23 protein-coding genes are annotated in these 26,555 nt (G+C 60.2%); 11 read left to right on the top strand and 12 right to left on the bottom strand.

Translation table 11 applies throughout. The features are described from left to right. Positions 1-3: 3 nt before the first annotated feature. From doeB to ehuA, 5 genes are all read left to right on the top strand, one after another. Positions 4-1,017, top strand: a complete 1,014-nt coding sequence (gene doeB, locus ACQZ5G_RS21670) for a N(2)-acetyl-L-2,4-diaminobutanoate deacetylase DoeB (RefSeq protein WP_448738868.1) — start codon at positions 4-6, stop codon at positions 1,015-1,017. Between the two features lie 61 nt (positions 1,018-1,078). After that, a complete protein-coding gene (gene ehuB, locus ACQZ5G_RS21665) occupies positions 1,079-1,930 on the top strand; it encodes an ectoine/hydroxyectoine ABC transporter substrate-binding protein EhuB (protein ID WP_448738867.1) in 852 nt (283 codons plus the stop codon). A gap of 60 nt (positions 1,931-1,990) precedes the next feature. After that, positions 1,991-2,656, top strand: a complete 666-nt coding sequence (gene ehuC, locus ACQZ5G_RS21660; RefSeq protein ID WP_448738866.1) for an ectoine/hydroxyectoine ABC transporter permease subunit EhuC — start codon at positions 1,991-1,993, stop codon at positions 2,654-2,656. Positions 2,657-2,668: 12 nt separating this feature from the next. Continuing rightward, a complete protein-coding gene (gene ehuD, locus ACQZ5G_RS21655) occupies positions 2,669-3,361 on the top strand; it encodes an ectoine/hydroxyectoine ABC transporter permease subunit EhuD (protein ID WP_262530603.1) in 693 nt (230 codons plus the stop codon). Then, complete coding sequence (gene ehuA / locus ACQZ5G_RS21650; RefSeq protein WP_142171712.1) at positions 3,358-4,137, top strand: ectoine/hydroxyectoine ABC transporter ATP-binding protein EhuA; 780 nt, start codon at positions 3,358-3,360, stop codon at positions 4,135-4,137. Before ehuD ends, ehuA begins: the two co-directional genes overlap by 4 nt. 11 nt (positions 4,138-4,148) lie before the next feature. Here the strand turns inward: ehuA and ACQZ5G_RS21645 are convergent, their stop codons facing one another. From ACQZ5G_RS21645 to ACQZ5G_RS21610, 8 genes are all read right to left on the bottom strand, one after another. Beyond that, entirely contained in the window at positions 4,149-5,144 is a 996-nt protein-coding gene (locus tag ACQZ5G_RS21645; protein ID WP_448738865.1) for a hypothetical protein, read from the bottom strand. Between the two features lie 182 nt (positions 5,145-5,326). Beyond that, positions 5,327-6,196, bottom strand: a complete 870-nt coding sequence (locus ACQZ5G_RS21640; RefSeq protein WP_448738864.1) for a D-psicose 3-epimerase — start codon at positions 6,194-6,196, stop codon at positions 5,327-5,329. A gap of 61 nt (positions 6,197-6,257) precedes the next feature. Further along, positions 6,258-6,923, bottom strand: a complete 666-nt coding sequence (locus ACQZ5G_RS21635; protein WP_448738863.1) for a nucleoside triphosphate hydrolase — start codon at positions 6,921-6,923, stop codon at positions 6,258-6,260. A gap of 26 nt (positions 6,924-6,949) precedes the next feature. Further along, positions 6,950-7,798 (bottom strand): sugar phosphate isomerase/epimerase family protein, encoded by an 849-nt coding sequence (locus ACQZ5G_RS21630; protein ID WP_003521639.1) that lies wholly within the window; start codon positions 7,796-7,798, stop codon positions 6,950-6,952. 1 nt (position 7,799) lies between these two features. Continuing rightward, on the bottom strand, positions 7,800-8,795 hold the full coding sequence (locus tag ACQZ5G_RS21625; protein ID WP_003521641.1) for an ABC transporter permease: 996 nt from the start codon (positions 8,793-8,795) through the stop codon (positions 7,800-7,802). Continuing rightward, a complete protein-coding gene (locus tag ACQZ5G_RS21620; protein WP_003521642.1) occupies positions 8,792-9,808 on the bottom strand; it encodes an ABC transporter permease in 1,017 nt (338 codons plus the stop codon). Before ACQZ5G_RS21620 ends, ACQZ5G_RS21625 begins: the two co-directional genes overlap by 4 nt. Then, the gene (locus ACQZ5G_RS21615; protein ID WP_003521643.1) at positions 9,801-11,291 is read right to left on the bottom strand and encodes a sugar ABC transporter ATP-binding protein; all 1,491 of its coding nucleotides are present in this window, start codon (positions 11,289-11,291) and stop codon (positions 9,801-9,803) included. Before ACQZ5G_RS21615 ends, ACQZ5G_RS21620 begins: the two co-directional genes overlap by 8 nt. Positions 11,292-11,408: 117 nt before the next feature. Then, complete coding sequence (locus ACQZ5G_RS21610; protein WP_003521644.1) at positions 11,409-12,386, bottom strand: substrate-binding domain-containing protein; 978 nt, start codon at positions 12,384-12,386, stop codon at positions 11,409-11,411. Between the two features lie 238 nt (positions 12,387-12,624). Here ACQZ5G_RS21610 and ACQZ5G_RS21605 point away from each other — a divergent pair, with 238 nt between their 5' ends. Then, positions 12,625-13,704, top strand: coding sequence for a LacI family DNA-binding transcriptional regulator (locus ACQZ5G_RS21605; protein WP_003521645.1), 1,080 nt, complete (start codon positions 12,625-12,627; stop codon positions 13,702-13,704). An 81-nt stretch (positions 13,705-13,785) separates the two neighbouring features. Next, positions 13,786-14,112 carry a tetratricopeptide repeat protein gene (locus ACQZ5G_RS21600; protein WP_003521646.1) on the top strand — a complete coding sequence of 109 codons (327 nt, stop codon included), beginning with the start codon at positions 13,786-13,788 and terminating at the stop codon, positions 14,110-14,112. A 64-nt stretch (positions 14,113-14,176) separates the two neighbouring features. On the opposite strand, the gene catB is transcribed toward ACQZ5G_RS21600, so the two are convergent. Continuing rightward, positions 14,177-14,812 (bottom strand): type B chloramphenicol O-acetyltransferase, encoded by a 636-nt coding sequence (catB, locus tag ACQZ5G_RS21595; protein ID WP_448738862.1) that lies wholly within the window; start codon positions 14,810-14,812, stop codon positions 14,177-14,179. 331 nt (positions 14,813-15,143) lie between these two features. Further along, complete coding sequence (locus tag ACQZ5G_RS21590; RefSeq protein ID WP_448738861.1) at positions 15,144-17,933, bottom strand: bifunctional aconitate hydratase 2/2-methylisocitrate dehydratase; 2,790 nt, start codon at positions 17,931-17,933, stop codon at positions 15,144-15,146. A 359-nt stretch (positions 17,934-18,292) separates the two neighbouring features. Here ACQZ5G_RS21590 and ACQZ5G_RS21585 point away from each other — a divergent pair, with 359 nt between their 5' ends. The 4 genes from ACQZ5G_RS21585 to ACQZ5G_RS21570 are packed head-to-tail and all read left to right on the top strand — an operon-like array spanning position 18,293 to position 22,888. After that, complete coding sequence (locus tag ACQZ5G_RS21585; protein WP_448738860.1) at positions 18,293-18,790, top strand: Csu type fimbrial protein; 498 nt, start codon at positions 18,293-18,295, stop codon at positions 18,788-18,790. A 21-nt stretch (positions 18,791-18,811) separates the two neighbouring features. Next, complete coding sequence (locus tag ACQZ5G_RS21580; RefSeq protein WP_026363542.1) at positions 18,812-19,531, top strand: fimbrial biogenesis chaperone; 720 nt, start codon at positions 18,812-18,814, stop codon at positions 19,529-19,531. Continuing rightward, positions 19,503-21,941 (top strand): fimbria/pilus outer membrane usher protein, encoded by a 2,439-nt coding sequence (locus ACQZ5G_RS21575; protein WP_448738859.1) that lies wholly within the window; start codon positions 19,503-19,505, stop codon positions 21,939-21,941. The genes ACQZ5G_RS21580 and ACQZ5G_RS21575 overlap by 29 nt, the downstream gene beginning before the upstream one ends. Next, the gene (locus ACQZ5G_RS21570; RefSeq protein WP_448732900.1) at positions 21,938-22,888 is read left to right on the top strand and encodes a Csu type fimbrial protein; all 951 of its coding nucleotides are present in this window, start codon (positions 21,938-21,940) and stop codon (positions 22,886-22,888) included. The genes ACQZ5G_RS21575 and ACQZ5G_RS21570 overlap by 4 nt, the downstream gene beginning before the upstream one ends. Here ACQZ5G_RS21570 and ACQZ5G_RS21565 read toward each other — a convergent pair. Together ACQZ5G_RS21565 and ACQZ5G_RS21560 are read right to left on the bottom strand one after the other, a co-directional pair. Further along, the gene (locus ACQZ5G_RS21565; protein ID WP_448738858.1) at positions 22,882-24,489 is read right to left on the bottom strand and encodes an ABC-F family ATP-binding cassette domain-containing protein; all 1,608 of its coding nucleotides are present in this window, start codon (positions 24,487-24,489) and stop codon (positions 22,882-22,884) included. The two genes, ACQZ5G_RS21570 and ACQZ5G_RS21565, sit on opposite strands and share 7 nt — an antisense overlap. A gap of 180 nt (positions 24,490-24,669) precedes the next feature. Continuing rightward, positions 24,670-26,472 (bottom strand): ABC transporter ATP-binding protein, encoded by a 1,803-nt coding sequence (locus ACQZ5G_RS21560; RefSeq protein WP_448738857.1) that lies wholly within the window; start codon positions 26,470-26,472, stop codon positions 24,670-24,672. Between the last annotated feature and the right edge of the window lie 83 nt (positions 26,473-26,555).

Genomic DNA, 26,555 nt, shown 5'->3' with positions numbered 1-26,555 from the left:
ACGATGTTGAAGACCGCGCTTCGCCCCTCGCCGATCACGCCCTCCGTCGATTTTGACGCGAAGGGCGTGCAGCACGGTCATCTGCGGCTGCCATACAGCCGCGATGACAGCGCCTGGGGTTCGGTGATGATCCCGATCTGCGTCATCGCCAATGGCGAAGGGCCGACAGCCCTTTTGACCGGCGCCAATCATGGCGACGAATATGAGGGACCGGCAGCGCTCTTCGAACTCGCCCACACGCTCGATCCGGCAGACGTGAACGGGCGCGTCATCATCGTGCCGGCGCTCAACTATCCGGCCTTTCGAGCGGGCACACGCACCTCGCCCATCGACCGGGGAAACCTGAACCGCAGTTTTCCCGGCCGCCCTGACGGCACGGTGACGGAGAAGATCGCCGATTACGTGACACGCCATCTGATACCGCTTGCAGATATCGTTCTCGATTTCCATTCCGGCGGCAGGACGCTTGATTTCCTGCCCTATGCCGCAGCCCACGAATTGCCCGACAAGACGCAGGAGGCCCGGTGTTTTGAAGCGGTGGCGGCTTTTGCTGCCCCCTATTCGATGAAGATGCTGGAAATCGATGCCGTTGGTATGCTCGACACGACAGTGGAGGAGATGGGCAAGGTCTTTGTCACCACCGAACTCGGCGGGGCCGGCACGGCGAGCGCCAAATCGATCGACATCGCCCGGAAAGGCACCGTCAATCTGCTGCGCCATGCCGGCATCCTCGCCGGCGCACCGGCACCTGCTCCAAGCCGGTGGCTGGACATGCCATCCAGCGATTGCTTCACCTTTGCCGAAGACGACGGGCTTGTCGCCTTTGTCCGCGATCTGGGAGACGCGGTCACGGCGGGTGAGACAATCGCCCGGGTTTATCCCGTCGGCAAAACCGGCCTCGCGCCGGTCGATTACCGCGCCTCCATCAATGGCGTGCTTGCCGCGCGCCATGTTCCCGGCCTGATCAAGGCCGGCGACTGCCTTTCCGTCATCGCCACGGTCACGGAGAATACCTAGTCATTACAAACATCGTGAGATCCGAAAACGGACCGCGCAACCCAACCAGAGGAGTAAGAACATGCACATTACCAGACTTGCCGGGCTTTCCGCCCTCGCCCTTACCATCGGCGTGACATCCGCCAGCGCCCTGACCGTCGAGGACGTCAAAAGCCAGGGGTATATCCGCGCCGCCACGGCCAATGAAGTCCCCTATTCCTACATGCAGCCAGACGGCACCTCCGCCGGCATCGGCCCCGATGTGGCCAATGCGGTTCTGAAATCGATGGGTATCGAGGAGGTCAACTGGACGGTGACGCCATTCGGCACGCTGATCCCCGGCCTCAAAGCCCGTCGCTTCGATTTTGCGGCCGCCGAACAGAACATCTCGCCCGAGCGCTGCAAGCAGGTCGCCTTCACCGAACCGAACTCGTCCTATGGCGAAGGCCTGCTGGTGAAGAAGGGCAATCCGAAAAAGCTCACCACCTATGCCGATATCGCCAAGGATCCCTCGCTGAAGGTGGCGGTTGTATCGGGTGCCAACAATGTCGACTTCCTGCGGGCGGTCGGCGTCAAGGAAGAGCAGATCGTCTTCATCCCCGCCAATGCCGATGCCATTCCAACGGTTCAGAGCCGGGCCGACGCCTACGCCGCGACGGAACTGACGGTTTCGGAACTCGCCAAGGGTCAGGCCAATGTCGAGCAGGTCAAGCCTTTCACCGACCCCGTCGTGAAAGATGCGCCAGTGCGCAATTACGGCGGTTTCGCTTTCCGGCCGGAAGACAAGGAGCTGCGTGACGCCTTCAACGCCGCTCTCATCGAATTCCGCAAGACCGACGATTACAAGAAAATCCTCGCAAAATACGGTCTGTCCGAACAGAGTATCGCGGCGGCGGCCGAAAAGAAGGTCGCCGATCTCTGCGCCGGCAAATAATGCCAGCCGACGCCCGGCCATAACCGGGCGTCGTTCCTCGGGAACTCGGGAAAACGCCAGATGGACATGACCGCCTATCTGCCGATGTTATGGCAAGGCGCCGTCGTCACCATGACGATTACGCTCGCAGCCCTTGTCGTCGGCACGGTGCTCGCCTTTTTCTTCGGCATTCTGCGCGTCGAGGGTGGACCGATCCTGTCCACCATCGCGCTATGTTACACGGAAGTGTTCCGCGGCACCTCGCTGCTGGTGCAGCTTTTCTGGTTCTATTACGCGCTGCCGCTGGTCGGGCTGAGTTTCGATCCGATCACCACCGGCGTGCTGGTGCTTGCCGCCCATGCCGGCGGTTACGGGGCGGAAATCGTTCGCGGCGCGCTGTCCTCCGTCTCGGTACAGCAGCTGGAGGCCGCACGAGCGCTGAACTTCACACGGCTGCAGACGCTGTTTCGCATCTCGCTGCCGCAGGCCGTTGTCGAGATGATGCCGGCCTTCGGCAATCTCGCCATCGAAACGCTGAAGCTTTCCTCGCTCGTGTCGCTGATCTCGATTGCCGACCTCACCTTTGCGGCGCAGTCGATCCGCAACCTGACGCTGGACAGCGCCAGCATCTATTCGATCACGCTGCTTTGTTATTTCGCGATGTCGCTGATCCTGATGGTCTTCATCCGGGTGATCGAACGCTTCGTGCGGCGCGGCAACGTCTTCCCGCGCACCCGCCATTCGTAAGGATATCCTGTCATGATGTATGGTTACGAATGGGACACGACCACCTGGCTCACCTACACGACCTCCATCCTGCCCATCATCCTGATCGGGCTTACGGTGACGCTGAAGGCCGCCGCCGCCGGTTTTGCCATTGCGCTGGTTCTGGGGCTGGTCTTCGCGCTGCTGCGCCGCAGCCGCGTCAGGATGATCTCCTGGCCAACCGCGCTGATTGTCGAATTCCTGCGCGATACGCCGCTTCTGGTGCAGTTGTTCTTTCTCTATTACGTGCTTCCGGATTTCGGCATTGTCCTGCCGGCGTTTCTGACCGGCGCGCTGGCGCTCGGCCTGCAATATGCCGCCTATACGTCCGAGGTCTATCGCGGCGGCATCGAGGCGGTGCATCACGGCCAGTGGGAAGCGGCGACTGCGCTTAATCTCACGCGCATGCAGACCTATCGGGATATCATCATCCCGCAGGCCATTCCGCGCATCGTTCCGGCCATGGGCAACTACCTCGTCGCCATGATCAAGGAAACGCCGGTGCTTTCCGTCGTCACGGTTCTGGAAATGATGGGGCTTGCCAACATGATCGGCGAGCGCACCTTCGAATATCTGGTGCCGCTGACGCTTGTGGGCCTGATCTTCCTCCTTCTGACCATAATCTGCTCGGCAGGCCTCAGCCGCCTGCAAAGGGCACTTCCAAAAGCAGGAATACCCTTGCGATGACCAACAACACCAACCAGCCACTGATCGAATTTTCCGATGTCACGAAACGCTTCGGCATTCTGACGGTGCTCGACCAGTTCAATTTCAGCGTGGCGAAGGGCGAAAAAGTCACCCTCATTGGTCCCTCCGGCTCCGGCAAGTCAACGGTTCTGCGCATTCTCATGACGCTGGAACCGTTCCAGGAGGGAAAACTGACCCTTGCCGACATGTCCTACCATGAGCCGAGCGGCAAAGGACCTTTCAAGGCCTCGGAAAAACATCTGCGCCAGATCCGCAACCACGTCGGCATGGTTTTCCAGAGCTTCAATCTCTTTCCCCATATGACCGTCCTTCGCAATATCGTGGAGGCGCCGGTGCGGGTTCTGGGCATCAGCCGCGCAGAGGCGGAGGCGCGCGCAGTCGAATTGCTGAAGATGGTCGGGCTGGCGGATAAAAAGGATCATTATCCGGTGCAGCTTTCCGGCGGGCAGCAGCAGCGTGTCGCCATTGCCCGTTCGCTTGCCATGCGTCCGCGTGTTCTGCTTTTCGATGAGCCGACCTCGGCGCTCGACCCGCAACTGGTCGGCGAAGTGCTGTCCGTCATCCGCGACCTGGCCCATGAGCATGACCTGACGATGCTTCTCGTCACCCATGAAATGCGTTTTGCCCGGGAAGTTTCGGACCGCGTCTGTTTCTTCGACAAGGGCCGCATCTGCGAACAGGGGAAACCGGACGAGATTTTCGGCCAGCCGAAAGAAGACCGCACACGCGAATTTCTCGCTTCCGTTTTACGGTGACCCTCGTGCAATCAGTCAGCGGCGGAGGACAGAACCTTTCCGTCCCTGCCCTGCACGATATCATGCGACGGACCCGGTGGAGCATCGGCAGCAGGCAGGGGCGCGATTATCAACCACGCGCCGGGATAATCCTTGCGAAGATGCCGGGGATTATAACGAATATTGCTTCCGGCGGCATGGTGAAGCGTCCCGAGCGTTGTGTCTTTTGACAGGACACCTCTTTTGATCTCGTGGAGTTTTCGCTCGCCATCAAGGGCAAGCGTCGCCTCGGAAAGATCGAAACTGTCGATGTGAACGGTATGGTCCTGAGCCGTATCGAGAACCCATCGATCGGAATCGACAAAGCCATCAATATAGACATTGCCGGTGGAGGCACGCAGGGACGTGCCTTTCGGCAGGGTGATGCCGTCGACAACATTACCATCGGAAAGAGTGCAATTGCTGAAAGCGGATATGCCGCCATCGGGCGAAAGATCGAACTCCACCGGCTGTGTCGCGTCGCAGCGCCAGCCGCCCTGGGTGGTCACGCCGTTGCCGGTGATCCGCATGGTCTGCGGGGTAAAGCCCACCGTTTCATAATTCTCGTTGGTTTTTATCGCGATATAACGGGCGATTTCGACGGCATCGATATCGGCCACCCGCACGGAATGCGGAAACACGGCCCGGTCGAAGGCTTCCCTGTTATTGGCAATGGCCAGTTCAAGTTTCGTGCCTTTGGGCATATCGATCTGGCCAAGGCGCGCCGGCTCGAGCAGTTCCGGCCGATGGCTTGCCGCCCTCTCTTTGTCATAGGCGCGCATCTGGAGATAAAAATCACCGAACCGAAAGAGGGTGAAAAGCGCGACGGCGGTTACCAGCCCATAGGGAAGGATCGTCGGGCGCTTCCAGCGGCCTGCCACATATCGTACGAACAGCAGGAGCGTCCAGACGATCCATATGAGGGTCGTGACGGCAAAGAATGCAAGAAGAAGCAGCGCTTCGACGGACGGTAGTGCGACAGGGATCATACAAACCAATGGTCTTGGGCGGATCGTTTTGATCCCGAAGAGACATCAGTGCTTTAGCCCACAAGCGGTTGTCTTTTCAACTCGGCGATGGTGGGCGGAACAAGCCACCGATCTGCTGTGACATTTTGCGGTGTTAATCGGACGACAGATGGCCGCCGCCCGATCAACGCGCTTATGGGGCATCAGCCGCCAAGCACGAAACGGGAGAATGCCAGGGCATTGCGGGCATCCTCGTCCATTTTCGCGAGGTCGGCGCCGCGGCTGAGATCGCGCCACACCTTGATGTCGGAGCCGATCGTACCGCCTGTCTTGACGAAAGGCTCCATGACGACCGCGCCGGTGTAATTGATATCGCGAAGGGCGAGGCCGATTTCGTGCCAGGGCATTCTGCCCTTGCCCGGTACGCGGCGATTGCTCTCGCCGGTATGGAAATGCCCCAGCAACGAGCCCGCCGTACGGATGGCCTCGCCAAAGCTGTCTTCTTCGATATTCATGTGGAAGGTATCCAGCATGACTTTCACGTTGTTCTTGCCGACATCCTTCACAAAGGCGACGCCCTCGGCCGCCGTGTTGAGCACGTGATTTTCGAAGCGGTTGAGGACTTCGATGCACAGGTTGATGCCGAGATCATTGGCGAAATCGGCAATGCCGTGAATGCCTTCGACGCCGCGCGCATAGTCGCCCGCCTTGTCGACCGGCTGCGAATAGTCGATCGGCCAATAGGAATGCAGCGCACCGCCGATGGTGTGGATGTCGAGCTTGGCGACGTTGGACAGGGTACGTTCAAAGAATGCCTTGCCGGCTGCACGAACCGCGGCATCCTCTGACGACAGGTTCTTGGTTTTCGAAGGACCGATACCAGCCGTGAGGATGATGCCGTTATCCTTCGCGCTCTGCCTGATGACGGCGAGTTCGGCGTCGCTGTATTCATTGATGTGGTGGGCGGCGACTTCGATGATATCGAAACCGAGCTTGGCGACCTTCTCGATATAGGGGCCGAACTTGGCGCTCCACTCATGTTCCCAGTAAGAGTAATAGATGCCGTGTTTCATGGGGGTCTCTTTCGCTTTTCTGTTTCGCTTCGCTTGACTTTGGATAGGGAGGCGCAGCCCTTCAGGACGCGGAGCTGCTGCCCGGATTTCCGATGCGAAGATCCGGCTCCGTGCTTGTGGACGTGATGAAGCGGCCATTGGGAAGATCGTTTTCCTCCACCTTCCGGTTGATCTCGTCCTCGCCGAGACCGAAGCTCCGCCAGCGGTCCCGCAGCCGCGCGCGCAGATCGTCCTCGTCGACATCAACGAAAATCGTGAGATCGAAGATCGGCTTGAGACGATCCCATGGCGACTGGCCGGCGAGGAGATAATTGCCCTCGCAGACGATGATATCGACGGATTGCGGGATCAGGCGGCCGCCGGTGCGGGCGATTTCGATGGTGCGGTCAAAAACGGGGACGGCAACGACATCGTCATCATTGGCCTTCAGGCGCTCAAGCATGTGGCGCAGGCCGTGGGCATCGAACGTATCGATGGCGCCCTTGAAGGGACGGCGTTTCATCTCTTCCAGAACGGCATCGTCATAATGAAAGCCATCCATCGGAAACAGTGCAGCCGATACGCCTTCGCCTGCGTTCAACGCATCGACCACACGTTCGGCGATGGTCGATTTTCCCGATCCGGGGGCACCGGCAATCGCAATCATCACACGCCGGCCCTTTGACCCTTCCAGTCGCTGGAGGGCAAGGCCCGCAATCCCGCGGGCATTATCGTCAATAGTGTTCAAGGTGCTTGCCCCGATAATGAGTGCTTTTAGAAAATGCGGTACTGGTTTGCCTTGTCGCGCAGGAATGACAGTCCCCTGTCGAGAACCTCATCGGCGCTGGGCGCAACAGGCCGCCAGGTCGAAATCGCGCCCGCCATCTCCCTGGGCATCGCAGCGAAGCTTTCGAGCGTCAGCACACCCTTGAAGCCGATGGCTGCGAGCGCCGAAAACACCTCGTCCCAGGCAACATTGCCGCAGCCCGGCGTGCCACGGTCGCTTTCCGACATATGCATGTATTTCAGATGGTTGCGGGCGGCGATAATGCCATTGGCGATGCCCTTTTCCTCCATATTCATGTGGAACGTATCGAGATGGATAAAGACGTTGTCGGCGCCGATGCGCTCCACCAGCGCCACCGCCTGTTCGGCGGAATTGAGCAGATGGTTCTCGTAGCGGTTGACGGTCTCGATGCCGAATTGCAGGCCGTGTGTTTTTGCGTGGCCGGCAGCCCTGGAGAGCGCCCTTGTCAGATTGTCGTATTCACCCTGTGTCGGCGGAAATCCGGTTCGCTCATTGGTGCCGCCATAGGTAACCCCCGTCAGCGCTTCCGCGCCCATTTCTGCGGCCTTGTCGAGCGCGGCATTCAGATGGTCGATTGCCGCGTCGGGACGTACGGACGCCCAGGCCGGCTCCGGCAGCACCAGCGAGCAGACGGCGCGCAAGCCGTATTTCTCCAGCAGGGCGCGCGTGTGTTTTGCATCGACGGCAGAGATATCGATAAGCGGAATCTCGATGAAATCCTGACCGTAATCCGCAGCAGCGGCGATGGACCGTCTGGCGTTTTCGTGGTCCCATTTGAGAGACCACATCATTGCGTGAACACCGAAGCCTTTCACGTCATACCTTCTTTCTGAGAGATGCGAAGTAGCTTGAAAACAGGCCGCGCGCCGCCATGACGACAATCATCAGCACGCCCCAGAGCGCCGTTGCCAGATGCTGGTTGGCGCCAAGAAGATTGAGGCCGGATGACAGAAGCTGCAGAACGATGAGCGCGACGAAGACCGGCAGCACCCGACCGAAACCGCCGAACGGATTGATGCCGCCGAGAAAGGCCGCCAGCACCGTGATCAGCAGATAGGATTCCCCGTGGCCGACACGGACGGAGTTGAAACGGGCAAGCATGATGATGCCGGCAACCGCACACATCAGACCCGAGAGCGTGTAGACGAGAACCTGAATCTTGCGCGTATTGAGGCCGGAATAACGCGCGGCTTCGATGTTCGAGCCGATCATCAACAGGCCGAAGCCGAGCTTGGTTCGTGTCAGCAGCACATGCCAGAGGCCGACGCAGAAGATGAAAATCAGAAGCGGGATCGGCAGGCCAAGAAGCGTGCCGTGACCGAGCGGCGCCATATAGGCGGGGAAACCGGAAACGTCTCCGCCACGGGTGAGAAACTCGCCAAGGCCACGCAGGAAGATCATCATCGACAGCGTCACCAGAATGGGGTGCGCGCGGGTATAGGCAATCGCCGCTCCCGTCATCGCTCCGGCAGCGCCGCCGGTGGCAAGTGCCGCAAGGCAGGCGAACAGGAAGGCACTCGGCGGCGCATCCACCCCGCCATGGGCCTGCAATACCCAGGCTGCGGCGAGACCCGACAGATTGGCGGCGAAGGTGACGGACAGATTGATGCCGCCCGTCAGCAGCGGCAGCAGCATCGCCAGTGTCAGCAGGCCGAGTTCCGGCAGCTGGAAGGCAACCGAACCGAATGTCGCGAGCGAGAGAAAGTTATCGGCAAAGGTTCCGAAAATGAGCATGACAGCGATGAAAGCAATCACCGGCCCGGCCATGTCGGCACCGAAAATCGAGTTGAATTTCCGAACGAGACTGCTCATCGCTGTGCGCTCCCCTTCTTTGCGGATGTGCGAAGCGCACTCGGCAGGAGCTTGTCGAAGCGGGTGGAAGAGAGGGTGATGGCGATGAGGATGATGGCCCCGACGATCATCTTGAAGGCAAAGGGAGAAACGCCCATCAGGTTAAGGCCGTTCTGGGTGATCGACACCATCAGCACCCCGAGCACACAGCCTATGACCGACCCTTTGCCGCCGCCAAGCCGCGCGCCGCCGAGGACGGTTGCGGCAAGTACATCCAGCTCGCGGCCATAAAGCGCGTTCGGCACCACCTCCTGCGCATAATGCGCCTGCATGAGCCCGGCAATGCCCGCCATCAGGCCGAGCCAGCCGAAGGAAATGTAATGCATGGCGCCGATATTGATGCCAAAGCGGCGTGCGCCTTCGGGATTGTCACCGAATGCATAAAGTTTGCGACCGACGGTAGTGCGCGAAATCATGAACCAGGTGGCAAAGCAGCAGAGGATCATGACCACGACGGGCAGCGTCAGCTCGACCCAGGAACCATCGGACATCTCGCGCTCGTAAAACACCACGCGCGTCGACAGCCATTCCGGCAGGTCGTAGATCGACACGCCCTTGGTGAAGAACATCAACAGCCCGAAAAAGATGTTGAAGGTGGAAATGGTCGCGACGATGGAAATGATGTTGAGCCGCCAGACGAGGAAGGCGTTGACGAAACCGAGACCAAGGCCAACCGCGCCGGCAATGATGAAACCTTCCGCCCAGTTGCCGCCGCCGAGCGCATTGAGCGCCAGCACCGTGACATATTGGACGACGGAGGCCGCGACCGCGAAGGAAATGTCGATACCGCCCGAGATCAGCACCACGAGCAGGCCGACCGCGAAGATGATGTTGACCGCCGAGACATTCAGCACATCGAAGGCGTTGGAGATGGTGAGGAACCGGTCGGTGGCGAAGGACAGCCCCGTGCAAAGCAGCACCATGACCACAAGCAGCGTGAATTCAGTCGTATGTCCAAGGATGAGCCTACGCATAGATGGCGGACTCCAGTTCGGTCAGCGACAGGCGTCGCGGATCATAGGTGGCGTGGAACCGGCCTTCGACCATGTGGATGACCCTGTCTGTATTGAAATAAACTTCCGGCGGCTCGTCGGAGATCACGATGATCGAGAGACCTTCTGCGGCGAGCTTGCGGACAATTTCGAAGATGCCGGCGCGGGCGCCGACATCGACCCCCACGGTCGGCGCGTCGAGAATGAGGATTTTCGGCCCGATCGCCAGCCACTTGGCAATCGCCACGCGCTGCTGGTTGCCGCCCGAAAGCGTGCGGATCGGATCTTCCGGCAGGCCGATCTTCACCCCGAGTGCAGAAATCCAGCGGGAAACGACATCCGCCTTTTTAGAGGGCGAGATCAGGCCGCCGCTCAACAGCCGGTCGAGCGAGGCCATGACGAGATTGTCGGCAATGGATTGCGGCTGGTTGAGACCAAGCGAAAGCCGGTCTTCGGAAAGATAGGCGACGCCCGCCCGGATCGCATCGCGGTTGGAATGAAAATCCACCTTCTTTCCATCGATGAGGATTTCACCCGATTGCGGCCGATGCATGCCGAACAGCGTCAAAGCCAGTTCCGTGCGGCCGGCTCCGAGAAGGCCGGTAATGCCGAGCGTTTCTCCCCGCCGCAGATCGAACGAAACATCTTCGAACTCGCCGGCCCGGCTCAGCCCGCGCACCGAGAGAACGACGGGCTTGTCATCGTGATCGGCGGCAATGACGGCGCTATCGAAATTGCGGCCGGTCATCAGCTCGGTCACCCGAGACTGGGTCATGCCTTCAACGGGAAAGACACCGACAAGCGATCCATCCCGCAGCACGGTTATGCGATCCGAAATCTCGAGCACTTCCGCAAGGCGATGCGAGACGAAGACAACCGCGACACCGGAGGCCGACAGGTTGCGGACGATGTCGATCAGGTAATCCGTTTCCGACTGCGTGAGTGACGCGGTCGGTTCATCCATGAAAACCAGCCGCGCTTCCCCGACCAGCGCGCGGGCAATCGCCACGATCTGACGCTGGGCGATGGGCAGTTCCTTGAGCGGCCTGTCGAGATCGATCTCGACGCCGAGCCGGGCCAGCGCCTTTTCGGCAGCCTGTTCGATGGCGCGCTTGTCGACCAGCCCGTATTTTCCATTCACCGCGTACTGGAAGCCGATATTTTCAGCCACCGTCATTTCATCGAAAAGCGCCAGATCCTGCCAGATCACCTGGATGCCAAGCGATTGCGCAAGCGTCGGGTTCATCGCAGCGATGGGTTTGCCGTCGAAATAGAGCTCGGCGCCACTCTCGGGCGTATAAACGCCTGTGATGACCTTGATCAGCGTGCTTTTGCCGCAGCCGTTTTCGCCGGCAAGGCAATGCACTTCACCCGGATTGACCTCGAAAGAAACACCTTTCAGCGCGCGGACGCCGCCGAAGGTGACTTTGACATTTTTAAGGGACAGGAGCGGTTCTGCGCTCATGATAATGTAAATCTCCTTCGCCGCGGCAGCATTGCAGACGTGGCGCTCGGCATGTTTTCCTGATCAGGCGTCGCGCGAGTATTACACCCCGCGCGACGCCCTTGGCCTTGGGGAGGATCAGAGGCCCATGGAAACGAGCTTGTCGATGCTTTCCTTGTCGATCTTCAAAAGCTGGTCGACAACGATGGTGTTACCCTCGGGATTGATTGTGCCGAGACCTTCGATATTGTCGCCGGCCTTGGGTGTTTCGCCCTTGGCGATACGGTCGGCGAGCGTGATGAAGACTTCACCGGCCTGCTTCGGGTTCCACATAAAGCCGCCCGTCAGCGCCCCCGACTTGATCAGCTTGGCGCCCTGCCCCGGCGAAAACGGGCCGATGACGAAGACCTTGCCATCCTTGCGTCGCTCTTCGACGGCACGCCCGGCGCCGATCGGTCCCTGCGAACCGAAGGCGAGGAAACCACTCAGGTCGGCATTGGCGGACATCAGGTCAAGCGCCGTCGAACGGCTCTTGTCGAGGTCCTCCGCCACGCCATAGCGATCGCCAACGAGCTTCATGTCCGGATAATTCGCCTTGATATAGGCGATGGCGGCATCCGCCCACGCATTATGAAGCGGAACCGTAAGCGAACCGACGAAGACAGCATAGGAGCCCTTGCCGCCCATCTTTTCAGCCAAGAGCTTACCATGCGCTTCGCCGAAACCCTTGGCGGATGCCAGTTCGAAATCCCAGTCAGCGCCGAGCTGCTTGGGCGATTCATGGGTGATGACCTTGATACCGGCGGCCTGAGCCTTTTTCAGCACCGGCTCCAGCACCTTCGCATCATTCGGCACCACGCCGATGAAATCGACCTTCTGGGCGATCAGGTCCTCGATGGCGCGGACCTGCAAGGCGGGATCGGCGCTGGTCGGGCCAACCATGAAACCGTCGACACCGAGCTTCTTGCTCTGCTCCTTGATACCGGCCTCCATGGCGTTGAACCACGGAATGCCGCCGATCTTGACGACGACGCCCACCTTCGGCCCTTCGGCAAAGGCGGCGGACGAGAGCAGTGCGAGCGACAGGCCGACCGCTGCAGCAATAATTTTCTTCATGATGTTCCTCCTCAAAAAAACAGGCAAACGAAACCCGCCGCAGCCATTTTTCATCTGGCGCGTTCAAAATTTCTCATCTCGCTTATTCGAGACTCTCCCTTGCCACTCCCACAGCAACCATCTTGCACAATCGATATTGCCAAGTTGCACAATCGATGGTGCAATAACCATATCATGAAGCGCCCTTCCGTCAAGGGGATGTGTGCTCTAATAATCGGAATCAGTTGGGGAGATCGCAGTGACGGGTATAAGTTCCAAAAAAGCCACCATTTATGACTTGTCGATATTGTCGGGCGCATCAGCCTCGACAGTCAGCGCGGTGTTGAACGGATCGTGGCGCAAACGGCGGATTTCGGAGGAGACTGCCGACAAGATTCTCTCGCTCGCCAAGGCGCATCGCTACACCACCAACCTGCAGGCCCGCGGCCTGAGGAGTTCGAAATCCGGTCTCGTCGGGCTTCTGGTGCCCATTTATGACAACCGGTTCTTTTCATCGATGGCGCAGACATTCGAAGGGCAGGCACGCAAACGCGGCCTGTCGCCCATGGTGGTCTCCGGGCGGCGCGATCCCGAGGAAGAACGCCGCACCGTGGAGACCCTGATCTCCTATTCCATCGATGCCCTCTTCATTGCGGGCGCGACCGATCCCGACGGCGTGCACCAGGTCTGCGCCCGCGCAGCACTGCCGCATGTCAATATCGACCTTCCCGGCAAATTCGTACCCTCCGTCATTTCCGACAACAGGCACGGTGCGGAAATACTGACATCGGCGATCCTTGCCCATGCGGAAAAAGGCGGACCTCTCGGCCCTGACGACGTCATCCTGTTCGGCGGTCATGACGACCACGCCAGCCGCGAGCGTATCGACGGCTTCCATGCCGCCAAGGCCGCTTATTTCGGGGCGGATGGCGGAGACGATATCGAGATCACCGGCTATTCACCGCATATGACGGAGCTGGCATTCGAACGTTTCTTCGAGCGCAGGGGCCGCCTGCCCCGCTGTTTCTTCGTCAATTCATCGATAAATTTTGAAGGCCTGCTGCGTTTCATGGGGCGTCATGATGGCGAGGCCTTCGGCGACATCGTTGTCGGCTGCTTCGACTACGACCCGTTCGCATCCTTCCTTCCCTTCCCGGTCTATATGATTAAACCCGATATCGCGCAGATGCTCGAAAAGGGTTTCGAACTGCTGGAAGAGAACCGGACCGAGCCGGAAGTCACCATCATCGAACCGAAGCTCATCCCCCCGCGAACCGCTCTCGAAGGCCCGCTCGACGATATATGGGACCCGGTTGCATTGCGTCGCATGGCGAAGTGACAGCGCGAAATCCCGCTTGACCTCAACTGCGCTTGAGGTCGTACCGATTGCATGGTGCTTCACCATTGCAACGGGACAACGATGATCGAAAAACTCATGAGGATGCTGGAAGACGGACGGGACAGCCCGCTCCTGCGCTTTTCAATCGCAAAGACGCTCAAGGCGGCCGGGCAGTTCGAAGACGCCGCTCTTCATCTCCAGGAGGCCGTCCGGCAGGATCCCGACTATTCGGCGGTCTGGGCCGAACTCGGCGAATGTCGTGCACGGCTGGGAGATGACGAGGGCGCCGTTGCGGCATGGGTGGAAGGCATCGCGGTGGCCGTCAGGCGTGGCGACATTCAGGCAAAGAGGCAGATGGAGGTCCGGTTGCGACGTTTGCGGTCACGCGCCCTGAAGGGCGTCAGTTGACGAGAGCCTCCACCCATATCGTCAGAGAGTTCCGGCCCGCCTCGATGAGACGGGCCGGGCATTTTTACGGCTGCGGCTTATCGGATCGCCAGAACCGATAAAGCTCGGCGACATTGCGGCTGGTCATGAGCGGCATTGCCGCCTTCAGCCGTGCCGCCGGCCAATCCCACCATTTCATCTCGAGCAGCAGGGCGATGCTGTCGTCATCGAACCGCTTGCGGATCGTTTTTGCGGGATTGCCGCCGACGATGGCATAGGGTTCGACATTCTTCGTCACCAGCGCCCGCGTTCCGATCACGGCGCCATCGCCGACCGTGATGCCGGGCATGATGATCGCTTCCGAGCCTATCCAGACATCGTTGCCGATGACGGTATCGCCCGCCGGCAGATAACCGTTGCCGGCATTCTCGAATTCCGGCACCTCCGGCATGAAGAAGAACGGGAAGGTGCTGATCCACTCGTTACGATGGCCCTGATTGCCGGCCATGATGAAGGCGGCGCCCGAACCGATCGAGCAGAAGCTTCCGATCACCAGCCTGTCCGCGCCTTCATCCGGCAGCAGATAACGGGCGCAATCCTCAAAACTGTGGCCGTGATAATAGCCGGAATAATAGCTGTATTTCCCGACAACGAGGTTCGGGTTCTTGACCTGCCTGTCAAGCGTGATGCCCCGGAACGGGCTTTCGAAGTAATTTTCCATTGGAGTAATCTCACTGCATCTGTTTGCATTCGCTTGCCTCAAGGCAAGCCGACGCCGAGCGCCAAGCCTGTCGGCTTTTCGCTCGATGCTCCTCACGTGACCGCGGGAGCTAGATGCAGGTGATACTCGATGCTTTTATCATTCAGTCTGGTTACCGCAAAAATTGGCGAAGGCCAAGCCGTGAGATGTTTTCGGTCTCGATGGCGCAAGGTGGGATCGGCAGCACATAAAGCAACAGCGGGGATTTCTCCCCGCTGCCATCGTTGGTTCGGCATTTTCAATACACCGCCGCCGCGGGCAATCCCTGCCCGGACGCTGCGATGATCCGGCCTCAGTAGTGGACCGACTGGGAGTCGATCGGTGTTGTCTTCGGCGGGGCGAACTTCGTCAGGTCGATCCCTTCGACGGCGGAGCGATACTCCTCGATGCTCGGCGTGCGGCCGAGGATGGCCGAGAGCACGACGACCGGCGTGGAAGCCAGAAGCGATTCACCCTTCTTTTCGGCGCTGTCTTCAACGACGCGTCCCTGGAAGAGACGAGTGGACGTTGCCAGAACCGTGTCACCCTTTGCCGCCTTTTCCTGGTTGCCCATGCACAGGTTGCAGCCCGGGCGTTCCAGATAGAGGATGTTTTCGTATTCGGTCCGGTTCGTTGTCTTCGGATTGATATCATCGAATTCGAAGCCGGAATATTTCTGCAGGATTTCCCAATCCCCTTCCGCCTTCAGCTCGTCGATGATGTTGTAGGTCGGCGCGGCAACGACGAGCGGAGCCTTGAATTCGACCTTGCCTTCGGTCTTTTCGATGTTGCGCAGCATCTGCGCGACGATCTTCACGTCGCCCTTGTGCACCATGCACGAGCCGACGAAACCGAGATCGACCTTCTTCGTAGCGCCATAATAGGAAACCGGACGGATCGTATCGTGCGTGTAGCGTCTCGAAACGTCGTTGTTGTTGACGTCTGGATCGGCGATCATCGGTTCGTTGATGACATCGAGATCGACGACGACTTCAGCGAAATATTTCGCATTCGCGTCAGGCTTCAATGCTGGAACTTCACCGGAACGGATCTCCGCAATGCGCTGATCCGCCTTCGCAATCAGGCCTTTAAGCGTCTGTGCGGCATTGTCCATGCCCTTGTCGATCATGATCTGGATGCGCGACTTGGCGATCTCCAGCGACTCGATCAGCGTTTCGTCTTCGGAAATGCAGATCGACGCCTTGGCCTTCATTTCGGCCGTCCAATCGGTGAAGGTGAAAGCCTGGTCGGCAAGCAGCGTTCCGAGATGCACTTCGATGATACGGCCCTGGAACACGTTGTCGCCGTGCTGCTGCAGCATCTGCGCCTGCGTTGCGTGCACAACGTCGCGGAAGTCCATGTAGGGCTGCATCGTTCCCTTGAAGGTGACCTTGACCGACTGCGGGATCGGCATGGTCGCCTCGCCCGTTGCCAGCGCCAGTGCAACGGTGCCGGAATCCGCACCAAAGGCGACGCCCTTGGACATGCGGGTGTGGCTGTCGCCGCCGATGATGATTGCCCGGTCATCAATGGTGATGTCGTTCAGCACCTTGTGGATCACGTCCGTCATGGAGTGATAGACGCCCTTCGGATCACGGCCGGTGATGACGCCGAAATTGTGCATGAAGGCCATGAGCTTCGGCGTGTTGGCCTGAGCCTTCTTGTCCCAGACGGACGCCGTGTGGCAGCCGGACTGATAGGCGCCGTCCACCAGCGGCGAAATGACGGTGGCTGCCATCGCTTCCAGTTCCTGCGCGGTCATCAGACCGGTCGTATCCTGCGAGCCGACGATGTTGACCTTGACGCGAACGTCGGAGCCGGCGTGCAACACCTTGCCAGGCGTCACGCCAACGGCGTTGCGGTTGAAAATCTTCTCGACGGCCGTGAGGCCCTGGCCTTCGATCGAAATTTCCTTGTTCGGTGCAAAGACAGGGGTCGCCTCGACGCCAAGCGTCTCAGCGGCAAAAGTCTGGAGCTTCTTGCCGAAGACGATGGCGTAGGAGCTGCCCGCCTTCATGAATTCCATCTTCTGGGGCGTGAAGGACGAAGCGAGGTCGACCAGCTCGGTGCCGTTTTCGTCCCGCAGCTTGCGGTTCCTGGCGTCGATCTTGAGGACCGTGCCGGTCTCGACCGAATATTTCTGCTCAAGGATGGGGTTGCCGTCATTGTTGAGGATCGGCTTGCCGTCTTCACCGAGCTTCTTCACCCAGTTCTTCAGGTTGATGCCGATGCCGCCCGTCACATCGACGGTGGTGGCGAAAATCGGCGAGATGCCGTTGGTGCCCGCGACGATGGGGGCGTAATTGACGAAGGGCACATAGGGGCTGGCCTGCTTGCCGGTCCACAGCGCTACGTTGTTGACGCCCGACATGCGCGACGAGCCTACGCCCATCGTGCCCTTTTCGGCGATCATCATCACCCGCTTTTCGGGATGCTGCTTCTGCAGCGCGACGATTTGCGCCTGCGCTTCCGGCGAGATCATACACTGGCCGTGCAGCTGGCGGTCGGAGCGCGAATGCGCCTGATTGCCGGGAGACAGGAGGTCGGTGGAAATGTCGCCTTCGGCGGCGATGAAGGTGACGATCTTGATCTCGTCTTCGACATCCGGAAGCTTGGTGAAGAATTCGGCCTTGGCGTAGCTTTCCAGCACGGCCCTGGCGATGGCGTTGCCGGCCTTGTAGGCGTCGCGCAGGCGGAACATGTCGGCATCGTAAAGGAAGACCTGGGTCTTCAGCACTTCACCCGCCTTGGTGGCGATTGCGGCATCGTTGCCGAGCGCGATGTCGAGCAGCACCTTGATCGACGGGCCGCCCTTCATGTGCGACAGCAGTTCCAGCGCGAAGGAAGGCGTGATCTCCGGCACGACGACTTCGCCGAGGATGATCTGCTTCAGGAAGGCCGCCTTGACGCCGGCGGCGCTCGTGGTGCCCGGCAGGGTGTTGTAGATGAAGAATTTCAGGGCATCAGTGCGGTGCTCGCTGCCGGCATCCTTGATGAGTTCGATAATCTCGGCCGTCAACGCACCGTCATCGATCGGCTTGGGCGCGAGACCCTGTGGTTCTCTGCTTTTGATTTCAGCCAGGTAATCCAAGTAAAGGTTCATCGCAATCCCAACGTCATGATGTCTATGGGGCCGAACACAGCGTCACCGAACGGTACTGTTGATCGGCCCGGGTTTCTATCGATTTCGAGTACGCCAACCGGGGCCGGCTGACAAGATGTCGCATTTCAGTAAAAAACTCGTAGACGGGATTTAGCGTCGATCCTGTGCTTTGCAATCGCCCCGTGACACTTTTGATTGTGGCGACCGCTGCATTTCAGCCAGTGGTTTTTCAGGCATTCCCCATTAAGGATTTATTAACCAAATCGGTACGAGTATTAGATTATTCTAATTACCCGTTATTGGCGTAATTCCATGTTGCGCACCGAAAAATCTGCAGCGCAACAGCTTGGGGAGGCAGCATGAAGTTTGCAGCATCAGGCTATTTATTATCATTTGCGGCACTGGTCTTCACACCGGCATCGGGCGTCGCGCAGGTCGCCACGACGAATTTCAACGTCCAGATCACCATTCAGGCGGCGTGCCAGATCAATTCCGCCGGCAACCTCAATTTCGGCACCAATGGTGTGATCGGCAGCAACATCGATGCGACCAGCGATATTGTCGTGCAATGCACGGCCAGCACACCCTTCAGCCTGGGTCTCAGCGCCGGCGCCGGCTCTGGAGCGACGGTCGCCAACCGTCTGATGACATCGCCTGCGGGTGCGACCATTTCCTACTCGCTCTATACGACTGCGGCACATAGCACGGTGTGGGGGAACACCGTGGGAACGGATCGGCAAACGGGAACCGGAACCGGGGCGCCGCAGACATTCACTGTCTATGGGCGCGTACCTGCCCAGACGACACCCGCGGTCGGCGTCTATACCGATACGGTGACGGCCACGCTCAACTACTGATCGCCACAGGGAGGATCGCGCATGCGTGTTTTTACCTTAGCGGCTGCGTTTTTTGCCGGTTTGAGTGTTTCACCTTCACAGTCTGCATCGCTACGGGTCGCACCCGTGCTTCTGGATCTCAAAGCGCCCACGGCGGCCTCCAGCCTCCGCATCTGGAACGATGCGAAAACCCCGATCAACGTTCAGGTCAGGATATTCCGCTGGACCCAGCAGAATGGGCAGGACGTCTATACGGCGGCGCAGGACGTCGTCGCCAGCCCGCCGATGACGCAACTGAAGGGAGGCGCGGAAAACCTTATCCGCATCGTCCGGCTTTCCAAGGCGCCGCTCAGGGCCGAAGAGAGTTACCGCGTCATAGTCGACGAATTGCCGCCGGCGGGAAGACCGCAATCCGGCACGGTCAATCTGGTGGTGCGCCACTCCATACCCGTTTTCTTCTCACCCGCCTCCACAGGCGATGCGGAACCGGCCTGGAAGGTAACGCCGCAGGGCAATGGCTACCGGGTCTCGGTGTCCAACACGGGCGCAAAGCGGATAAGGATCGCCAACCTGATGCTTTCCGGTAGCAACGGGCAGGCGCTTGCCCGGCAGCAGGGGCTGGTGGGATATGTGCTTGGCGGATCCGCCGCAAGCTTTGTGGTTCCGGCAACGGGCGGCAAGAAAGGCGGCGGCACGCTGAAGATTTCGGCAGACAGCGAAGGCGGCCCCGTCAATGCGACGGCGCGCGTCTCGGGCGGCTGATCTCGCCGTTTTGACGATTGCCGCTCTGACGGTCATTTCATCGGGCAGTTTCTCCGTGGCGCAGGATATTCCCCCTGCGGCGCAACCGGCCTCTTTTGCCGCAAAAGAAGCGGGGCTGTTGCAGCTCGAAGTCTACATCAACGATGTTTCGACAGAACTGATCGCCACATTTCGTCAAAACGACGCCGGATCGTTTCTCATCGAGCCGGAACAGCTCACGAATATCGGGATTTCCCCGGTTGAAAGCGCTGCCGGCGACGATGGCTGGATCGATATTTCCCGGCTGCCGGATGTGGTGGCGCGTTACGATGAAGGCACCCAGTCCATGCATTTCACCCTGCCGATGGCGGCGCGGGCGAACAGGGTCATCGACGCCTCCGGCAAGATTGCGCAGGAAGAAGACGAAGAGACCCGGGAAAAGGCCACGAGCGATTTTGGAGGTCTGGTGAATTACACGATCTATGGTTCCTCCGGCGGCAACAAATGGTCGGATATCGCCGACTTCAACGGTGTCTCGGCCCTTTTGGAAAGCAGGGCCTTCGGTCCGCTCGGCGTGCTGTCCTCATCGCAGGTTCTGAGCACATCGCGCCTGTCGGAGTTCGATACCCAGCGCCTCGATACCACCTGGAGCTATTCGGACGAGGACACGCTGACGAGCTATCGGGCCGGCGATCTCATCACCGGCGGGCTGAGCTGGACACGCCCGACGCGGCTGGGCGGCCTGCAGATACGCCGTAATTTCGACCTTCGGCCGGATATCGTCACCATGCCGATGCCGGAATTTGCCGGTTCCGCAGCCGTGCCCTCCACCGTCGACGTCTATGTCAACAATGTCCGCCGCCTGTCGCAGGATGTTCCCGAAGGGCCGTTCTCGATCACCAATCTCCCTGTCATCAGCGGCGCGGGCAATGCGCGGCTGGTGGTGCGGGATGCGCTGGGGCGCGAAACCGTGTCCGAAACGCCCTTTTATGCTTCACCGGATCTGCTGGCGCAGGGCCTCATCGATTTTTCGGCCGAGCTTGGCTTTGCCCGGCGCAATTACGGAACCTCGTCTTTCGATTACGATGACAAACCGCTGGGCTCGGCGACGCTGCGTTATGGCGTGTCGGACAGCCTGACGCTGGAAGGCCATGCGGAAGGCGGCGAGAATTTCTACAATATCGGCTTTGGCGGCGTCTTCACCCTTGGAGCCGAGGGATTGGCGGCGGTTTCGGGCGCATCGAGCCGCTTTGGCGCGGAAAGCGGTTATCAGCTTTCCGCAAGCGTCGAAGCGGAATTGCTGGGGGTAAAATTTCACGCACGGTCGCAAAGGACGTTTGGCGATTATCACGATATGGCCTCCGTCTCCGCCGACCTGTCCGATATCCGCACAGTATCCGGGCTGCTAAGCGCGCGGCCGCCGCGTGCCCTCGACCAGATTTCCGTTTCCACCCAGCTCGGTTTCGATGAGACCAGCCTCAATTTCTCCTATACGGAACTCGAAACCTTCGATGAAAGACGATCCCGGCTGCTTGGCCTTTCCGCCACGCGGCCGTTCGGCGAGAACGGCAATATCTTCATCACCGCCTATAAAGATCTCGAGGACAATAAATCCTACGGCATCTTCGCGGGCCTCTCCTGGTCGTTCGGCGGCGGCGTCTCCGGCTCGGCCGGCATGTCGTCGGATGCGGATGGATATTCGCTGACGGCCGAGGTCGGAAAATCCGAAGAGCAGGCCGAGGGAAGTTATGGCTGGCGCCTGCGCGGCTCGACCGGCGGCAACGATATCGCCTCCGTTTCCGGCAGTTACCGCGGCAGCGCCGCGCGCGTTTCGGCCGGCGTCGACCAATTCAACCGCACGACACAGGCCTATGCGCAGATCGAAGGATCGATAGCGCTCGCCGGCGGCGATGTCTTTGTCGGCAACCGGATCGACGACGCTTTCGCCGTGGTGGATGCGGGCGCGCCCGGCGTCGATATCCTTTTGGAAAACCGCCCCATCGGCCAGACCAACCGCCGCGGCAAAATATTGCTTCCGAACCTTCGTTCCTATGACGTTAACAACATCACGCTCGACCCGAGCAATCTTCCCGTCGACGCCCGCATCGACCGGACGAAACAGACCGTCAGGCCGACGCAGCAGGCCGGCGCGGTGGTCAATTTCAAAGTGGAAACCGAGGGGCAGGTGGCGCTGGTGACGCTGAAAGACGAGAGCGGCGAATTCATCGAAACCGGATCGACCGGCAAAATCGACGGCAAGCGCGATTTCATCGTCGGTTATGACGGACAGGCCTATCTCGACAATATCAGCGAAACGCATCGCCTCCGCATCGTGCAGCCGACGAAGGGCGAATGCGAAGCGCAGATCACCCTCCCCTCTGCCGGCACGACGCGCGCAACTTTCGAAACCCTATGCAGGAGCATTCCATGAAGGTCCTGACCCGTACCGCCCTTGCCATCGCCGCTTTCCTCTCGGCTTCACCGGCACTGGCGCAAAGCTGCACCTTCAGCATGTCGGATATGAATTTCGGCTTCGTCAATCTGGCAAGCGGCAGCGCCGTGGACACGACGGCGACATTGTCAGTCACCTGCTCCAACCCCTTGTCGCTGGCGCTTTCCATCCGCATATGCCCCAACATCAATGCCGGAAGCGGCGGACAGTCGGGCGGCATCCGTCGCATGCTTCAGGGCAGCAACATCCTCAATTACCAGCTTTATCAGAACTCGGCGCGGACAACCTCATGGGGATCGGTCACGCAGCCCGCACTCGGCTCGCCTCCGCCAATCGATATGGCGCTGCCGCTCCTGATCAACACCACGAGCCGCACGGTCTATGGCCGGATCAACGCCGGTCAGGCCTCGGCAGCGCGCGGCCTTTATCTTTCCAGCTTCGCCGGCGCGGAAACGAGCTTCACCTATACAAGTTTTACCCTGCTCGCACCGAGCTGCTCTTCCGTGACCCAGAACCCCACGCAGGTGCCGTTCAACGTGTCGGCCGCAGTGGCGCCCACATGCATCATCTCGGCCCAGAACATCGATTTCGGCAGTCACGGCGTGCTGAACACGGCAGTCAATGCGACCGGAGCGATCAATCTGACCTGCACCACCAATCTGAACTACAGTGTGGCGCTCAATGGCGGCCTGAGCAACAGCCCGCCCGCCGCGCGCCAGATGGTGCAGGCGGGCGCATCGATAACCTATGGTCTCTACCGCGACGTGAACCGCACGAATGTCTGGGGAAGTGCGGCGGGCGAGATAGCCACCGGCACCGGAACGGGCGGCCTGCAGACGCTGACCGTCTATGGCCGCGTCCCGGCGCAGAACACGCCAGCGCCGGGAAACTACTCCGATACGGTGGTCGTGACGGTGAATTACTGAGCGCCCGAACGCATCTCTGACTTCCCAAGTTCCAGCCGCCTTTCGATGCCAATGGCGGCGAGAAACGCCTCGTCGTGGCTAACGACCAGCAAGGCGCCATCATAGGCCTGAAGGCCAGCCTCCACGGCCGCGATGGAATCGATATCCAGATGGTTGGTCGGCTCGTCGAGGATCAACAATTGCGGAGGCTGCGGGCCTCCCAGAACACAGGCGAGACCGGCCCTGAGCATCTGCCCGCCCGAGAGCGTTGAAACGATCTGCAAGGCGGCATCGGCACGAAACATGAAGCGCGCAAGCGCGGAGCGGCAGGCATTCTCCCCGGCCTTAGGGTTGAGCCTAAGGAAGTTGTCGCGGATGGACAGGCTCGCATCGAGCAGGCTGACCTGCTGATCGAGAAACACGGACTTCACCCCGACATGCACCGCCCCTTCGAATGGCGGCAATTCCCCCGTGATCACCGAAAGCAGCGTCGTTTTTCCCGATCCGTTCGGACCGGTGACGGCAACGCGTTGCGGCCCGGTGATCTCGAAGGACAAATCGCGAAGCACGGGGTGTTCGGCCCGATACCCCGCAGTCAGATTTTGCAGGCTGAGCACGGTTTTTGTCGCGTGCAGCCCGCTGGGCGGCAATGTGACACTGACGCCCTGCAGGATTTCGATCCGCTCACGCGCCGTCTTCAGGTCTTCCGTCGCCTCGGCCGTCAGGCGGCTGGCCAGATTGGCGTTGTCGCCGCTCGTCTTTTCGGCACGCCTTTTCATCGCACCGACAAGGATACGGGGCATGTCTCCCCTCGCCGCTTTTGCAGCACCCCTGCTATCGCGGCGGGCCTTGCGCTCCAGCGCCTCCTGCGACCGGCGTTTTACCTCGGACAGACGCTTTTCCGCATTCGCGAAGTCCTGTTCGGCGGCGGCCAGTTCCAGCGCTTTTTGTGCGCGGTAGTGGCTCCAGTTGCCGCCGTAACGGGTGGCACCGAGCGTGGTCATTTCCACAATCGCATCGAGGGTTTCGAGAAGCTCCCGATCATGGCTGACGACGATCGCTCCGCCGCGCCAGCCCGCCAGAAAATCGGCAACGAAAATGCGTCCGTCCCGGTCGAGATTGTTGGTCGGTTCGTCGAGGATCAGGAAATCCGGCGCGGCATGGATTTGAGCCGCAAGTGCGGCCCGCGTACGCTGTCCGCCGGACAGCGCCGAAAGCGGCGTGGAGGGCAAGGCATCCAGCCCGACCTGCGCGAGCGCCCCGGCAATTTTCTCCTCCAGCATCCAGTCGATGTCTTCAAGCTCTTCCAGAGTGGCCGTTCCCGCCTGCGCACGGGCAAGCACCTCCAGCGCATCGCGCACTTCGAACAGGTCGGCGACGGTCTCGTCGGACACGACCTGCACGCTCTGGCGCAGGAGATTGACGCTGCCCGAGACGGAAACCGTGCCCGCGGACGGCGACAGTTCGCCGGCGATCAGTTTCAGAAGCGTTGTCTTGCCGACGCCGTTGCGCCCGACGAGGCCGGTGCGTTCGGGTCCGAAGCGAAGATTGATGTCGGAAAAGAGCGGATGACCGTCAGGTGTCGACCACGAGAGGTCCAAGAGAGTGATGGAATGCGGCATGGATATGGGTTCCCCTGATGACAAGGCGTTGCGGCTTTGTGATCGGGTGGAAATCCATGGTTCACCGTCCTGTTGGTGTTGCGCAGAACACCCCCTTACGCAAAAAAGCGGCGTGTTCGTGGCGCGGGGTCAATGTTCGGGAAGGGAACGCCGGGAGGATACCCCCGGCGTTTCGTTTTTTCAGGCCACCAGGCCCTTGGTCAGTTCCAACGCCTGCCGTTCGAACAGCCTGCGGTAGATGCCGTCATTGAGGCGGATCAGCGCCTGATGGTCACCCTCTTCGACAATCCTGCCCCTGTCGAAGACCAGCAGCCGGTCCAGCGCCCGGACCGTGGAGAGCCGATGGGCGATGACGAGTGTGGTGCGACCGACCATCAGCCGTTCCATCGCCTGCTGGATCTGCACTTCGCTTTCGCTGTCGAGGCTGGAAGTGGCCTCGTCCAGTATCAGCACCGGCGCATCAGCGAGGAAAGCGCGGGCGATGGCGACACGCTGACGCTCTCCGCCGGACAGCTTGACGCCGCGCTCACCCACCATCGTCTCATAACCTTTCGGAAGGGACATGATGAAATCATGGGCGCTGGCCTGTTTCGCCGCCTGCTCGATCTGACGCCGCGTGGCGTCCGGCCGGCCATAGGCGATGTTTTCCGCCAGCGTGCGGTGGAACAGGATGGGCTCCTGCTGCACGATGGCGATCTGGCCGCGCAGGCTCGATTGCGTCACCCCGGCGATGTTCTGGCCGTCGATGCGGATCGCGCCCGACTTGATGTCGTAAAGCCGCTGGATGAGCTTGACGAAGGTTGTCTTGCCCGAACCGGAATGGCCGACCAGACCCACCCGTTCACCCGCCTTGATGGTGACCGAAAAGTCATCGTAAAGCGGCGTGGGATGCGCGCCATACTGGAAGGTAACGTGATCGAAGACGATCTCGCCCTTTCCGATCCTGATCGGCCCTGCATCCGGCCTGTCCTCGATGCCGAGCGGCATCTTGTCCAGCAGCACCAGCTCTTCCATGTCGTTGACGGCGCGTTGCAGGTTGCGGATATCCTGCCCCACATCGCGCAGATAACCCTGCAACACGAAGAACATCGCCAGCACGAAGGTAATGTCGCCCGGCGTCGCCAGCCCCTTTTGCCACATGATGAGGCCCGTGCCCAGAATGCCGGCCTGCATGGAAACCATCATGAAGCTCTGGATCGTGCCGTTCAGCGTGCCACGCTTCCATGTCCTGCGCGTGCGGTTGTCCCACTTCACCAGCACATGGCCCAGCCGCGTTTCTTCGCGGGTCTCGGCACCGAAGGCCTTGACCACCGAATTGCAGCTGATGGCATCCGCCAGCGCGCCGCCAAGTCTGGTATCCCAGGCATTGGCAAGCCTTGCCGCCGGCGACACATACCCCATGGAAAGGCCGACCGTGACACCGATATAGATCAGCGATCCGAGGCCGACGATCAGGCCCATGACCGGCCAGTAGCTGCCGAGCACGATGGTGGCGCCCACCAGCATGACGATGGACGGCAAAAGCGCGACGAGCAGCAGGTCGTTGAGCGAATCCAGCGCCCACATGCCGCGCGTGATCTTGCGAACCGTGGAGCCGGCAAAGCTGTTGGCATGCCAGTCGGTGGAGAAACGCTGCACCTTGTGGAAGCCGTTATTGGCGACATCCGCCATGATCTTCAGCGTCAGCCGGATGATGCCGTTGAAGATGAACCAGCGCAGCACCACGCTCACCAGCCCCAGCGCCACCACGATGACGAAGGCGCGCAGCGCCTTATCCGCCCCGTTGCCAACCCCATCGCCACTGGCAATGGCATCGACGATCTGGCCGGAAAAGACCGGCACCATCACTTCGGCCAGCGTGCTGGCAATCACCAGAACGATGATGAAACCCACCAGCGCCGGCCGATGACGCCAATGGTTGAAAACAAAGCCGAGCACATGTCGATAGGCATCGGCGCGGAAATCGAGCTTCTTGCGAGTCATTTTTACCAGCCCAGCGCCCTGTAATCGGCGACCGGTCCTCAAAACGGAAGTTGGATGGCACAGCCCGGGCGGGAGACGAAGTG

This window comes from Agrobacterium sp. 22-214-1 (genome assembly GCF_053522465.1).
The sequence above is the reverse complement of the archived record's forward strand: the minus strand, read 5'-3'. Positions and strand labels throughout refer to the sequence as shown.

Excerpts from the sequence above, each read along its gene's own strand:
- ACQZ5G_RS21610 (WP_003521644.1), bottom strand. The coding sequence starts at position 12,386 with ATGAAGAAAATTATTGCTGCAGCGGTCGGCCTGTCGCTCGCACTGCTC.
- ACQZ5G_RS21590 (WP_448738861.1), bottom strand. The coding sequence starts at position 17,933 with ATGAACCTTTACTTGGATTACCTGGCTGAAATCAAAAGCAGAGAACCA.
- ACQZ5G_RS21645 (WP_448738865.1), bottom strand. The coding sequence starts at position 5,144 with ATGATCCCTGTCGCACTACCGTCCGTCGAAGCGCTGCTTCTTCTTGCA.
- ACQZ5G_RS21585 (WP_448738860.1), top strand. The coding sequence starts at position 18,293 with ATGAAGTTTGCAGCATCAGGCTATTTATTATCATTTGCGGCACTGGTC.
- catB (WP_448738862.1), bottom strand. The coding sequence starts at position 14,812 with ATGGAAAATTACTTCGAAAGCCCGTTCCGGGGCATCACGCTTGACAGG.
- ACQZ5G_RS21570 (WP_448732900.1), top strand. The coding sequence starts at position 21,938 with ATGAAGGTCCTGACCCGTACCGCCCTTGCCATCGCCGCTTTCCTCTCG.
- ACQZ5G_RS21580 (WP_026363542.1), top strand. The coding sequence starts at position 18,812 with ATGCGTGTTTTTACCTTAGCGGCTGCGTTTTTTGCCGGTTTGAGTGTT.
- ACQZ5G_RS21560 (WP_448738857.1), bottom strand. The coding sequence starts at position 26,472 with ATGACTCGCAAGAAGCTCGATTTCCGCGCCGATGCCTATCGACATGTG.
- ACQZ5G_RS21615 (WP_003521643.1), bottom strand. The coding sequence starts at position 11,291 with ATGAGCGCAGAACCGCTCCTGTCCCTTAAAAATGTCAAAGTCACCTTC.
- ACQZ5G_RS21565 (WP_448738858.1), bottom strand. The coding sequence starts at position 24,489 with ATGCCGCATTCCATCACTCTCTTGGACCTCTCGTGGTCGACACCTGAC.
- doeB (WP_448738868.1), top strand. The coding sequence starts at position 4 with ATGTTGAAGACCGCGCTTCGCCCCTCGCCGATCACGCCCTCCGTCGAT.
- ACQZ5G_RS21620 (WP_003521642.1), bottom strand. The coding sequence starts at position 9,808 with ATGCGTAGGCTCATCCTTGGACATACGACTGAATTCACGCTGCTTGTG.
- ACQZ5G_RS21575 (WP_448738859.1), top strand. The coding sequence starts at position 19,503 with ATGCGACGGCGCGCGTCTCGGGCGGCTGATCTCGCCGTTTTGACGATT.
- ACQZ5G_RS21600 (WP_003521646.1), top strand. The coding sequence starts at position 13,786 with ATGATCGAAAAACTCATGAGGATGCTGGAAGACGGACGGGACAGCCCG.
- ACQZ5G_RS21625 (WP_003521641.1), bottom strand. The coding sequence starts at position 8,795 with ATGAGCAGTCTCGTTCGGAAATTCAACTCGATTTTCGGTGCCGACATG.
- ehuD (WP_262530603.1), top strand. The coding sequence starts at position 2,669 with ATGATGTATGGTTACGAATGGGACACGACCACCTGGCTCACCTACACG.
- ACQZ5G_RS21640 (WP_448738864.1), bottom strand. The coding sequence starts at position 6,196 with ATGAAACACGGCATCTATTACTCTTACTGGGAACATGAGTGGAGCGCC.
- ehuB (WP_448738867.1), top strand. The coding sequence starts at position 1,079 with ATGCACATTACCAGACTTGCCGGGCTTTCCGCCCTCGCCCTTACCATC.
- ehuC (WP_448738866.1), top strand. The coding sequence starts at position 1,991 with ATGGACATGACCGCCTATCTGCCGATGTTATGGCAAGGCGCCGTCGTC.
- ehuA (WP_142171712.1), top strand. The coding sequence starts at position 3,358 with ATGACCAACAACACCAACCAGCCACTGATCGAATTTTCCGATGTCACG.